We start from the raw sequence: 12282 nt of genomic DNA on the forward strand, positions 1-12282 counted from the left end.
GCCGCAACCGCAACCGCAACCGCAACCGCAACCGCAGCCGCAGCCGCAACCGCAACCGCAACCGCAACCGCAACCGCAACCGCAACCGCCCGCTCCGGATTTAACCAGTCCTGGTCCTGCTGAGAATCAATTTGCTCAAAGGGATTGGTGGTTCAGTCCTCGACCAAGCTTGAGGTCTTAACGTTATTTATCTCGTTTAAATGCCTTGAATAAAGCGCGTACTTTTCCGTACTGATACCGTCGTAAAAGTACGTGCTTAGGGAGAGTTGTATGTCGTGTTGTTCAATTAATAATATTGCGCGTGTCGCCGATGTGCGTCAGTTAATGCCTGCGAATTCCCTGGTTGCAAATAATCAACCCGTTTCTCGGTTGACGTTTATCGGCGATAATATTAACCCCGCGCCAAGTACCCTGCCCATAAAGGTGTTAGAGAATAAAGTGGGGGCCGATACTGACTCTGAAGCCATTACTAAGTTGGTCAGTCTGATGACCAGCTTCTTCACTCAGTTAATGAATCTGCTGCCTGATAAAAAGGCCCCGACAGTTCCGGTCCTGCCTGTTCCGCGACCGGAGATCGCTCCCCGGGTGGTGCCAGAGCCTGTGGTGCCCAGACCAGCGCCACTCGCGAACCTCCCTGGCCTCTCCAGCAAGCGAAACGGCGCCAAACCGGACAATATCTGGAGCGGTTTTCGCCAGGGACCGGATGGCAACTGTGTGACGGTATCGGCTATCAAGGCTGCGATGTATCGATTTGGTCAAAGCCCTACGGATATTTTCAAAGAGGTGATAAGGAGCAGCGACGGTTATCAAGTGTCTATGCGGGATGACTTCAAGCTCACTCTTACGGATCGCGAACTGGCCGAAGGTGCACGAGGTGCGCAATTCATCGGGCCTGACAAAGAAATGCTCAAGGACGCACAGTTTCTGTTCGCCGTCAGCGCCAAGCGTGCACAGATGGAAAACAATGATCGTACTGCGGGCAGGAGTTTTCAGGCCGCGATCAAAAGCTTGAATGATGGTGAGGACGAGACTGGGCCTGGGGAGGGCTTACAGCGGCTGGGGTTGAGGCAGCATATGAAGCGGGTTTCCGTGCGTGAGCTTGCCCAAGGACAACTGGGCATGTGCAACCGGACCGGGCATTCGGTGGCGGTCATCAACGGTCGTGAAGAGTTATGGGGGCGCCAGGGCTCGGCACCGACTCGGGGTGATGCTGTCGCCCTGATGTGAAGGTCGATGCTCAGTAATGCGGGGGTGTTAAACGGTTATGAGGGCTATCCCAGCAACCGCCTGAACCCCTCGATCGGCAATGGACGGCTGTGCAAATACCCCTGGAACAAATGGCACCCCAGCTTTTGCAGGAACGCCAGTTGTTCCGGGGTTTCCACCCCTTCGGCGATAACTTCCAGATTCAAGCTGCGGGCCATGGCCACGATGGCGCGGATGATTTCCGCATCGTTGGGATCGTGGGTCGCATCGCGCACAAAGGACTGGTCGATTTTCAGCGCATCCACCGGCAGGCGCTTGAGGTAGGTCAGCGACGAATAACCGGTACCAAAGTCATCCATGGCAAAGCTGACGCCGAGTTTTTTCAGGCGGCGCATCTTGCCGATGGTGTCGTCGAGGTTCTGGATCACGATGCCTTCGGTGATTTCCAGTTTCAGCAGGCTGAAGGGCAGGTGATGCTGCTTGAGGCTGTGCTCTACCCGCTCCACAAAGTCGTTCTGGCGAAACTGCCGGGGGCTGATATTCACGCACAGGCTGAAATTCAGCGGGTCCACCAGGCCTTCCGCAATCAGTTGCTCAAAGGCGGCGCAGGCCTCATCGAGGATCCAGGTACCCACTTCGAGGATCAGTCCGCTGTCTTCCAGCACCTTGATAAATTCCGACGGCGACTGTGCGCCCAACTGCGGATGCTGCCAGCGCACCAGGGCCTCGGCGCCGACAATCTTGTTACCACGGGCGTCTACCTGGGGCTGGTAGTGCACGCTGAATTCGCCGCGTGACAGGGCCAGGCGCAGGTCGGTTTCCATGCGCAGCCGCTCGCTGGCGGTTTTCTGCATGCTGTTGTGGAACATCTGCGTGGTGTTGCGCCCTGAATCCTTGGCGCGGTACAGGGCGATGTCGGCGCGTTTGAGCAAGTCCGCCGGAGTCGAGCCATGGTCCGGGATTAGAGCCACGCCAATGCTCGGCGTGACCTGCAGGCGATGGCCGTCGAGGAACATCGGTTCCGAGAGCAGTTCGCGCAGGGTATCGGCCAGTTCCTGCACCTGGGCGCTGACCGCCGCGCGCGTGCCATCCAGGCCACTGAGCAGCACCACGAATTCATCGCCGCCCAAACGCGCCACCGTATCCTCCATCCGCACGCTGGCTTCAAGGCGCGCGGTGACAATTTTCAACACGGTGTCGCCCACCGGGTGCCCGAGGGAGTCGTTGATGTGCTTGAAGTGGTCAAGGTCGAGAAACAGCAGGGCACCGCGCAAATTGTGGCGTTTGAGCAGGGCGATCTGCTGGCTGAGGCGGTCCATCAGCAGCGCGCGGTTAGGCAGATTGGTCAGGGGGTCGTGATAGGCCAGATGACGGATCTGCGCCTGGGCGTTTTTCAGCAGGCTGACGTCCCGCGCGGTCAGCAGCAGGCACGGGGTTTCATTGAGCGTGATGGGTTCTACCGACACCTCCACCGCCAGCACTTCGCCGCGCTTGTTGTGCCAGAGCATTTCCAGGTGATTAATGCGCCCCTTGATCTGCAATTCGGCCAGGAGCGCGGCGCGTTGGTTCTCATCGGCCCAGATGCCGATCTGGTACAGCGTCAGGCCAATGGCTTCTTCGGCACGATAGCCGGTCAGGCGGCAGAAGCCGTCGTTAACCTCGACATAGCGGCCTGTGTCGCGCTCGGTGATGGAAATCGCATCGGGGCTGGAATGAAAGGCCTTGGCGAATTTCTCTTCACTGGCCTTCAGCGCGGCCTCCGAACGTTGCTGCTGGGTGATATCGCGCAATGTGGTGACGATGCACGGTTTATCGCTCACCTTGATCAGCCGGCTGGAAATCACGCAGGTCAGGCTTTGGCCGTCCTTGTGGTGCACCACGATGGCTACGTTGCTCAGCGCCTGCTCGCGGATGACACGCTCGATACGTTGCAGGCGTTTGCTTGAGTCATCCCACAGGCCGATCTGCTCGGCGCTTTTGTCGATCACCTCGGCGGCCGTCCAGCCGAAGGTCTGGGTGAACGCGGGGTTGATCTCGATAAACGCGCCGCTGTCCAGGTAAGTCACGCAGATCGGGTCGGGGCTGGCCTGGAACAGGCTGGCGAATTTTTCTTCGGAGGCGGTGAGACGTTGTTCGCGCTCGACCTGGTCGGTGATGTCCAGCAGCGTCCCGGCCATGCGCAGCGGCGCGCCGAGGTCGTCGCGATAAAGGCGCGCGCGGCTTTCCAGGTAGCGCGAGCTGCCGTCTTCCATCGGCACGCGGTAGGTCAGTTGATAGTTGCCGGCCGGGCCTTCGCGCAGGGTGCGATAGGCATTGCGCATGTTGTCACGCTCTTCCTTGGGCATGCCCTCGAAAAACGCATCGAATGATTCATGGAAGGGCTCGGGCGGCAGGCCATGCAGTTGGGCGGCGCGGGCCGAGCCGTAGAGCATACCGGTGGGGATGTGCCAGTCCCAGGTGCCCAATTGCGCCGAGTCCAAGGCCAGGTCGAGGCGCTCCTGGCTGTCCTTGAGCGCCTGCTCGGCGTTTTTGCGCTCGGTGGTGTCGAGAAACGTGCTGAGCAGGTAGGCCTGGCCCTCCAGTTCCACTTTCTGCGCGCTGAGGGTGCCATCGTGGATCTGGCCGTTGCTGGCACAGAATTGCACTTCCATGGTGATGGGTTCGCCCTTGCGCTGGGTGGCCTGGACCAGCAGCGCGCGCTGTTCGGGGTGGCGCCACAGGCCCAGGTCCAGGGTGGTTCGGCCAATGGCTTCGGCCAGCGGCCAGCCGAACAACATCTCGAAATACTGGTTGGCTTCGCTGATCAAGCCGTCGGACTGGCGGGTCAGCAAGACCATGTTGGGGCAGAGGTGAAAGAGCGTGGCGAAGCGTTTTTCTGAGTGGCTGAGGGCGTGTTCGCGCTCGCGCTGGCGGGTGGTCTCGCGGATCACCCCGATCATACGGCGCCGACCGGCCTTGTCCGGCGCCAGGCTGCCGTTGATCTCCAGCCAGTGCTGGCTACCATCGGGCCACTGGATGTGGTGATGCATCGCCTGCTCGAACGGCTCGCCGGCCAGCACCGCGTGAAAGGCCCGAACCACCCGGACGCGATCCTCAGGGGCCAGCAGGTCCAGGTAGTCCAGATCCTTGGGCAGCGGTTGCCTGGGGTCAAACCCGAACAGCGCCTGGGTGCCCCGCGACCAGCTGATTTTTCCGGTGTCGATTTCCCAGCACCATGCACCCAGCCGGGCGGCGTTCAGGGCTGCCAGCAATTGTGGGGCGCTTTCCCAGCTTTGTTCCGCTTCCTGAGGGTCCAGGGCGTAAATACGGGGCAGGGGTGGCATGGAATCGACGGGGTTGCGCATTATCAAAGGGCCTTGGCTCGATGGGCGTTCGGCGCGGTTCAGTTCAAACCTTGAGGCCGCACAGCTTCATGCCGGTATCCCTGGCAGATCGACCTGTGCATCCAATAGGCTCATGAAAGCCCGCGCAGCGTTCGACAGCGTCCTTTCGGTGTGCACGATATAGCCTAGCTGGCGACTGAGCTGTATGCCCGGCAAAGCGATACTTGCCACTTGATCATCGAGCATGGTGCGCGGCAGCACGCTCCATGCCAGGCCGATGGAAACCATCATTTTGATAGTTTCCAGGTAGTTAGTGCTCATCGCGATGTTCGGCGTGAGGCCCTGGGCCTCGAACAATCGGCTGACAATATGATGGGTAAAGGTGTTGCCGCCAGGAAATACCGCCGGGTGCCCGGCGATATCGGCCAGGCTGATGGCGCCGTTGTTGATCAGGCTGTGCTCCGGCGCGACCACGAAATCCAGCGGGTCATCCCACACCGGGGTGGCGCGCACCAGGTTGTGGGGATCAGGCGCGAGGGTGATCACCGCCACTTCGGCGCGGCCGTGGAGGATTTCTTCGTAGGCTACTTCCGAATCGAGGAACTGAATATCCAGCGCGACGTTCGGGTATTCCCGGGTAAACGTGCGCAACACCGGCGGCAGGCGGTGCAGGCCGATGTGGTGACTGGTGGCCAGGGTGAGACGCCCGCTGACTTCGCCGGTGAGGTTGGTGAGCGCGCGGCGGGTGTCGTCCAGTACGTTGAGAATCTGATAGGCGCGCGGCAACAAGGCCCGGCCGGCCTCGGTCAAGCCCACTTCGCGACCCAAACGGTCGAACAGACGCACCTTCAATTGTTGCTCCAGGCCGGCAATGCGTTTGCTGATAGCCGGTTGGGTCAGGTGCAGGCGTTCACCGGCGCCGGAGAAGCTGCCGGTCTCGGCGATGGCAATAAAGGCATTGAGGTTGGCCAGATCCATTGTGGTATTCCAGTTGGTAATCCAAAGCATAAAAAATATGAATTTGAGTTATTTAATGTAGCGCCATACCATCAGCCTCACAAGCCAAAGGGTTATTGAATGTCTCAAGACCCGGGGCATAGAAAGACCGATGATGAGGACCGACTGATGGCCGGCAAAACGCTTTACGACAAGCTTTGGGATTCCCATGAAGTGAAACGGCGCGATGATGGGTCGTCGCTGATCTATATCGACCGTCACATCATCCATGAAGTGACCTCGCCCCAAGCGTTCGAAGGCCTGCGACTGGCCGGGCGCAAGCCATGGCGCGTCGACTCGATCATCGCCACCCCGGACCACAACGTGCCGACTACGCCGGAGCGCAAGGGCGGGATCGAAGCGATTGTTGACACCGTGTCGCGTTTGCAGGTGCAGACGCTTGATGACTACTGCGACGAATATGGCATCACCGAATTCAAGATGAATGACGTTCGTCAAGGCATCGTCCACGTGATCGGCCCGGAGCAGGGCGCGACCTTGCCGGGCATGACCGTGGTCTGCGGTGACTCCCACACGTCCACCCACGGTGCGTTTGGTGCCCTGGCCCATGGTATCGGTACTTCCGAGGTGGAACATGTGTTCGCCACCCAGTGCCTCGTGGCCAAGAAAATGAAGAACATGTTGGTCTCGGTCGAAGGCACCTTGCCGTTCGGCGTGACCGCCAAGGACATCGTGCTCGCGGTGATTGGCAAGATCGGCACCGCCGGCGGTAATGGCCATGCCATCGAGTTCGCTGGCAGCGCCATTCGCGACCTGTCCATCGAAGGCCGCATGACCATCTGCAACATGTCCATCGAAGCCGGCGCCCGTGTGGGCATGGTGGCGGCGGATGAAAAGACCGTTGCCTACGTCAAGGGTCGCCCTTTCGCACCGAGCGGCGCCGATTGGGACGCTGCCGTCGAAGCCTGGAAAGACCTGGTCTCCGACGCCGACGCGGTGTTCGACACCGTGGTCGAACTCGACGCCGCCCAGATCAAGCCGCAAGTCAGCTGGGGCACCTCGCCGGAAATGGTCCTGGCTGTTGACCAGAACGTACCGGACCCGGCTCAGGAAACCGACCTCGTCAAGCGCGGGTCCATCGAACGCGCCTTGAAGTACATGGGCTTGAAAGCCAACCAAGCGATCACCGACATTCAGTTGGATCGCGTATTTATCGGCTCCTGCACCAACTCGCGGATCGAAGACCTGCGTGCCGCGGCGGTGATCGCCAAGGGCCGCAAGGTTGCCTCGACCATCAAGCAAGCCATTGTGGTGCCAGGTTCGGGCCTGGTGAAGGCCCAGGCCGAAGCCGAAGGCCTGGACAAAATTTTCCTCGAGGCCGGTTTTGAATGGCGTGAGCCGGGCTGCTCGATGTGCCTGGCGATGAACCCGGACCGTTTGGAATCCGGCGAGCATTGCGCGTCCACCTCCAACCGTAACTTCGAAGGGCGTCAGGGCGCCGGTGGCCGTACCCATCTCGTCAGCCCGGCCATGGCCGCTGCGGCTGCCGTTAACGGTCGTTTCATCGACGTTCGCGAATTGATCTGAGGAAAACCCGATGAGAGCTTTTACCCAACACACCGGTTTAGTCGCGCCGTTGGACCGTGCCAACGTGGACACCGACCAGATCATCCCGAAGCAGTTCTTGAAGTCGATCAAGCGCACCGGTTTCGGCCCCAACCTGTTCGACGAGTGGCGCTACCTGGACGTGGGCTACGCCTATCAGGACAACTCCAAGCGCCCGCTGAACAAGGATTTCGTACTCAACGCCGAACGTTACCAGGGCGCCAGTGTATTGCTGGCCCGGGAAAACTTCGGTTGCGGCTCCAGCCGTGAGCACGCGCCGTGGGCCCTGGAAGAATATGGTTTTCGCAGCATCATCGCGCCGAGCTATGCCGACATTTTCTTCAACAACAGCTTCAAGAACGGCTTGCTGCCGATCATCTTGAGCGACGCCGAAGTGGACGAGCTGTTCAAGCAAGTGGAAGCCGATGTGGGCTACCAACTGACCGTCGACCTGGCCGCGCAGACCGTGACCCGTCCGGATGGCAAGGTGTATCACTTTGAAGTGGATGCGTTCCGCAAGCACTGCCTGATCAACGGCCTGGACGATATCGGCCTGACCCTGCAGGACGGCGATGCGGTTGCGGCGTTTGAAGCCAAGCACCGGGCGAGCCAGCCTTGGTTGTTTCGCGACGCCTAAATTGATGTAGGCAGGACCGCCGCCATCGGGGGCAAGCCCCTCCCACCTTTTGATTTGTGAATACATTCAAATGTGGGAGGGGGCTTGCTCCCGATAGGGCCAGAACAAACACCACAAGGTCCATTGAGGAAACTCCCATGACCAACACCGCCCACACCCAAGTCGTGCAAAAACAATTCGGCGAACAGGCGTCTGCCTACCTGAGCAGTGCCGTGCACGCCCAAGGCACCGAATTCGCGCTGCTACAGGCCGAACTGGCCGGGCAGGGCAGCGCGCGACTGCTGGACCTGGGCTGTGGTGCCGGTCATGTCAGCTTCCATGTGGCGCCGCTGGTCAAGGAAGTGGTGGCCTACGACCTGTCCCAGCAGATGCTCGACGTGGTTGCAGCCGCTGCCAAGGATCGTGGCCTGGGCAACATCACCACCGTGCACGGCGCGGCCGAACGCCTGCCGTTCGCCGATGCTGAGTTCGATTTTGTGTTCAGCCGCTACTCGGCCCACCATTGGAGCGACCTCGGCCTGGCCCTGCGCGAAGTGCGCCGGGTGCTCAAGCCGGGCGGCGTGGCGGCTTTCGTCGATGTCTTGTCACCGGGCAGCCCGCTGTTGGACACTTACCTGCAAACCGTCGAAGTGCTGCGCGACACCAGCCACGTGCGCGACTATTGCGCCGCCGAGTGGATGCGCCAGCTCAGCGAAGCCGGCCTGCATGTACGCAGCAGCAGTCGTCAGCGCCTGCGCCTGGAATACACCTCGTGGGTCGAGCGCATGCGCACGCCGCAGGCCTTGCGTGCCGCGATCCTGCAATTGCAGCAGGCGATGGGCCAGGAAGTGCGCGATTACTATGAAATTCAAGCCGACGGCACCTTCAGCACCGATGTGCTGGTGGTTTGGGCCGAACGCTGATTGATTTTTCCCGACCTGCCCCTGGGCGGGTCGCTTGATGAAATGAGGAACGCATGAGCAAGCAGATTCTGATTCTCCCTGGCGACGGTATTGGTCCGGAAATCATGGCCGAAGCGGTCAAAGTCCTGGAATTGGCCAACACCAAGTACAGCCTGGGCTTCGAATTGAGCCACGACGTGATCGGCGGCGCCGCCATCGACAAACACGGCGTGCCCCTGGCCGACGAAACCCTGGACCGCGCTCGCGCTGCCGATGCCGTGCTGCTGGGCGCCGTGGGCGGCCCGAAGTGGGACAGGATCGAACGTGACATCCGCCCTGAGCGCGGCCTGCTGAAAATCCGCGCGCAATTGGGCCTGTTCGGCAACTTGCGCCCGGCGATCCTCTACCCGCAACTGGCCGACGCTTCCAGCCTCAAGCCGGAAGTGGTGGCAGGCCTGGATATCCTGATCGTGCGTGAGCTGACCGGCGGTATCTACTTCGGCTCGCCACGCGGCGTGCGCGAACTGGAAAATGGCGAGCGTCAGGCCTACGACACGCTGCCGTACAGCGAGAGCGAGATCCGCCGTATCGCCCGTGTCGGTTTCGACATGGCCCGCGTGCGTGGCAAGAAAGTTTGCTCGGTGGACAAGGCCAACGTGCTGGCATCCAGCCAACTGTGGCGCGAAATCGTCGAAGAAGTCGCCAAGGACTACCCGGACGTCGAGCTGAGCCACATGTACGTCGATAACGCCGCGATGCAGCTGGTGCGCGCGCCGAAGCAGTTTGACGTGATCGTTACCGATAACCTGTTCGGCGACATCCTGTCCGACCAGGCTTCCATGCTCACCGGCTCTATCGGCATGCTGCCGTCGGCGTCCCTGGACACCAACAACAAGGGCATGTACGAGCCCTGCCACGGTTCGGCGCCGGACATCGCTGGCCAGGGCATTGCCAACCCGTTGGCGACCATCCTGTCGGTCTCGATGATGCTGCGTTACAGCTTCAACCTGACGGACGCGGCGGATGCCATCGAGAAGGCCGTCAGCCTGGTGCTGGACCAGGGCCTGCGCACCGGCGACATCTGGTCGCAGGGTTGCACCAAGGTCGGGACGCAAGAAATGGGCGACGCAGTAGTCGCCGCGCTGCGGAATCTGTAATCTCTCGGGCCCGCTTGCAGTTGTTGCTGCAAGGCGGCCCACTTTTTAACAAGGTGTAGTTGCGATGAAACGTGTAGGTCTGATCGGTTGGCGCGGTATGGTCGGTTCCGTGCTCATGCAGCGGATGCTGGAAGAGCAGGATTTCGATCTTATTGAGCCGGTGTTTTTCACCACTTCGAACGTTGGTGGCCAAGGGCCGTCCGTGGGCAAGGATATTGCCCCACTCAAGGACGCCTACAGCATTGAAGAGCTGAAAACCCTCGACGTGATTCTGACCTGCCAGGGCGGCGACTACACCAGCGAAGTCTTCCCCAAGCTGCGCGAAGCGGGCTGGCAGGGTTACTGGATCGATGCCGCGTCGAGCCTGCGTATGCAGGACGATGCCGTGATCGTGCTCGACCCGGTCAACCGCAAGGTCATCGACCAGCAGCTGGATGCCGGTACCAAGAACTATATCGGCGGCAACTGCACCGTCAGCTTGATGCTGATGGGCCTGGGCGGCCTCTTCGAAGCCGGCCTGGTCGAGTGGATGAGCGCCATGACCTATCAGGCGGCCTCCGGCGCTGGTGCGCAGAACATGCGTGAGCTGATCAAGCAGATGGGCGCTACCCACGCTGCTGTCGCCGATCAATTGGCCGACCCGGCCAGCGCGATCCTCGACATCGACCGCCGCGTGGCCGAAGCCATGCGCAGCGATGCGTACCCGACCGAGAACTTCGGTGTGCCATTGGCCGGTAGCTTGATTCCGTGGATCGACAAGGAGCTGCCGAACGGTCAGAGCCGCGAAGAGTGGAAGGCCCAGGCCGAAACCAACAAGATCCTCGGCCGCTTCAAGAGCCCGATCCCGGTGGACGGCATCTGCGTGCGCATCGGCGCCATGCGTTGCCACAGCCAGGCGCTGACCATCAAGCTGAACAAAGACGTGCCGATCGCTGATATCGAAGGGCTGATCAGCCAGCACAACCCGTGGGTCAAGCTGGTACCGAACAACCGCGACATCAGCATGCAGGAGCTGAGCCCGACCAAGGTCACCGGCACCCTGAATGTACCGGTTGGCCGCCTGCGTAAGCTGAACATGGGCACCCAGTACCTGGGCGCGTTCACCGTCGGCGACCAACTGCTGTGGGGCGCGGCCGAACCGCTGCGCCGCATGCTGCGGATTCTGCTGGAGCGTTGATCGCCTGAGGCAGTAACAGAAACCCGCGCCTGGAGACAGGCGCGGGTTTTTTATTGGTGCGCCAGGCATGGCGCGTATTGATCGTTCCCACGCTCCGCGTGGGAATGCCGCCATGGACGCTCCGCGTCCGCTCTTGACGCTGTGACGCGGAGCACCACGGGATGCATTCCCAGACGGAGCGTGGGAACAATCAAGCAGGGGATTTTTCCAGCCATGAAAATGTGTGCAATTGCCTCACCCCGAGCCACCCGGTAAAGTGCCGCTCCCCCCGCAATGCCCGAGGCAGCCCCCATGACCCAGACCTTTGATATCGCCGTGATCGGCGCCACCGGTACCGTTGGCGAGACCCTGGTGCAGATTCTCGAAGAGCTGAGCTTTCCGGTGGGCACCTTGCATCTGCTGGCGGGCAGCAACTCTGCCGGCGCGTCGGTGCCGTTTCGCGGCAAGAATGTGCGGGTGCGGGAGGTCGATGAATTTGACTTCAGCAAGGTGCAACTGGCCTTCTTCGCGGCCGGCCCGGCGGTGACCTTGAGCTTCGCCCCGCGCGCCACAGCGGCGGGCTGTTCGGTGATCGACCTGTCGGGTGCGTTGCCGGCCGAGCAGGCGCCCCCAGTGGTGCCGGAAGCCAACGCCCATGTGCTGGACGGTTTGAAAAAGCCCTTCCAGCTGAGCAGTCCGAGCCCTTCCTCCACCCACCTCGCGGTAGTGCTGGCGCCGTTGCGCGGCTTCCTGGACATTCAGCGCGTCAGCGTTACCGCTAGCCTGGCGGTCTCTGCCCAGGGCCGTGAAGCCGTCAGTGAGCTGGCCCGGCAGACTGCAGAGCTGCTGAATGTGCGCCCGCTGGAGCCCAAGTTCTTTGATCGGCAAATGGCCTTCAACCTGCTGGCCCAAGTCGGCACGCCAGACGCCCAGGGTCATACAGCGCTTGAGAAACGTCTGATACAGGAGCTGCGTGCCGTGCTGGAAACTCCTTTGCTAAAGATTTCCGCGACTTGCGTTCAAGCCCCGGTGTTTTTTGGCGATAGCCTGACAGTGTCGTTGCAATTGGGCGCACCGGTGGACCTCGCCGCCGTCAATCGCGCGCTCGAAGCCGCACCCGGTATCGAGTGGGTGGAAGAGGGTGATTACCCGACTGCCGTTGGCGATGCGGTTGGCCAGGACGTGGTGTATGTGGGACGGGTTCGCGCCGGTGTGGACGACCCGGCGGAACTAAATATGTGGCTGACGTCAGATAACGTACGCAAAGGCGCAGCGCTGAATGCCGTGCAACTGGCGCAGTTGTTGATAAAAGGCCTTGTGTAAAAGATACTTGGCGGCAATTTGTAGATTGATTCTAGCC

At 61.0% G+C, this 12282-nt stretch carries 9 protein-coding genes; 7 read left to right on the plus strand and 2 right to left on the minus strand.

Annotated features, from left to right (window positions below):
* The first annotated feature begins 270 nt into the window (after nt 1-270).
* Nucleotides 271-1227 (plus strand): hypothetical protein, encoded by a 957-nt coding sequence (locus ACR52_RS00005; RefSeq protein WP_048718894.1) that lies wholly within the window; start codon nt 271-273, stop codon nt 1225-1227.
* Between the two features lie 44 nt (nt 1228-1271).
* Here the strand turns inward: ACR52_RS00005 and ACR52_RS00010 are convergent, their stop codons facing one another.
* Complete coding sequence (locus tag ACR52_RS00010) at nt 1272-4550, minus strand: EAL domain-containing protein (RefSeq protein WP_048718895.1); 3279 nt, start codon at nt 4548-4550, stop codon at nt 1272-1274.
* A 66-nt stretch (nt 4551-4616) separates the two neighbouring features.
* On the minus strand, nt 4617-5507 hold the full coding sequence (locus ACR52_RS00015; protein ID WP_048718897.1) for a LysR family transcriptional regulator: 891 nt from the start codon (nt 5505-5507) through the stop codon (nt 4617-4619).
* Nucleotides 5508-5654: 147 nt separating this feature from the next.
* On the opposite strand from ACR52_RS00015, the gene leuC reads away from it, so the two are divergent.
* The 6 genes from leuC to ACR52_RS00045 all read left to right on the plus strand — a co-directional run bounded on the left by leuC (nt 5655) and on the right by ACR52_RS00045 (nt 12245).
* Nucleotides 5655-7073: a 3-isopropylmalate dehydratase large subunit gene (gene leuC, locus ACR52_RS00020; RefSeq protein WP_048718899.1), complete on the plus strand. Its 1419-nt coding sequence runs from the start codon at nt 5655-5657 to the stop codon at nt 7071-7073.
* Between the two features lie 10 nt (nt 7074-7083).
* A complete protein-coding gene (gene leuD / locus ACR52_RS00025; protein WP_048718900.1) occupies nt 7084-7728 on the plus strand; it encodes a 3-isopropylmalate dehydratase small subunit in 645 nt (214 codons plus the stop codon).
* 137 nt (nt 7729-7865) lie between these two features.
* Nucleotides 7866-8630 (plus strand): class I SAM-dependent methyltransferase, encoded by a 765-nt coding sequence (locus tag ACR52_RS00030; RefSeq protein ID WP_048718903.1) that lies wholly within the window; start codon nt 7866-7868, stop codon nt 8628-8630.
* Nucleotides 8631-8683: 53 nt separating this feature from the next.
* Nucleotides 8684-9766, plus strand: coding sequence for a 3-isopropylmalate dehydrogenase (leuB, locus tag ACR52_RS00035; protein WP_048718905.1), 1083 nt, complete (start codon nt 8684-8686; stop codon nt 9764-9766).
* A gap of 64 nt (nt 9767-9830) precedes the next feature.
* Entirely contained in the window at nt 9831-10943 is a 1113-nt protein-coding gene (gene asd, locus ACR52_RS00040) for an aspartate-semialdehyde dehydrogenase (RefSeq protein WP_048718908.1), read from the plus strand.
* Between the two features lie 291 nt (nt 10944-11234).
* On the plus strand, nt 11235-12245 hold the full coding sequence (locus ACR52_RS00045) for an aspartate-semialdehyde dehydrogenase (protein ID WP_048718910.1): 1011 nt from the start codon (nt 11235-11237) through the stop codon (nt 12243-12245).
* The last annotated feature ends 37 nt before the right edge of the window (nt 12246-12282 follow it).

This window comes from Pseudomonas fildesensis (genome assembly GCF_001050345.1).
In the GTDB taxonomy this organism is placed as follows: Bacteria; Pseudomonadota; Gammaproteobacteria; order Pseudomonadales; family Pseudomonadaceae; genus Aquipseudomonas; species Aquipseudomonas fildesensis.

Excerpts from the sequence above, each read along its gene's own strand:
- ACR52_RS00005 (WP_048718894.1), top strand. The coding sequence starts at position 271 with ATGTCGTGTTGTTCAATTAATAATATTGCGCGTGTCGCCGATGTGCGT.
- ACR52_RS00010 (WP_048718895.1), bottom strand. The coding sequence starts at position 4,550 with ATGCGCAACCCCGTCGATTCCATGCCACCCCTGCCCCGTATTTACGCC.
- ACR52_RS00015 (WP_048718897.1), bottom strand. The coding sequence starts at position 5,507 with ATGGATCTGGCCAACCTCAATGCCTTTATTGCCATCGCCGAGACCGGC.
- leuC (WP_048718899.1), top strand. The coding sequence starts at position 5,655 with ATGGCCGGCAAAACGCTTTACGACAAGCTTTGGGATTCCCATGAAGTG.
- leuD (WP_048718900.1), top strand. The coding sequence starts at position 7,084 with ATGAGAGCTTTTACCCAACACACCGGTTTAGTCGCGCCGTTGGACCGT.
- ACR52_RS00030 (WP_048718903.1), top strand. The coding sequence starts at position 7,866 with ATGACCAACACCGCCCACACCCAAGTCGTGCAAAAACAATTCGGCGAA.
- leuB (WP_048718905.1), top strand. The coding sequence starts at position 8,684 with ATGAGCAAGCAGATTCTGATTCTCCCTGGCGACGGTATTGGTCCGGAA.
- asd (WP_048718908.1), top strand. The coding sequence starts at position 9,831 with ATGAAACGTGTAGGTCTGATCGGTTGGCGCGGTATGGTCGGTTCCGTG.
- ACR52_RS00045 (WP_048718910.1), top strand. The coding sequence starts at position 11,235 with ATGACCCAGACCTTTGATATCGCCGTGATCGGCGCCACCGGTACCGTT.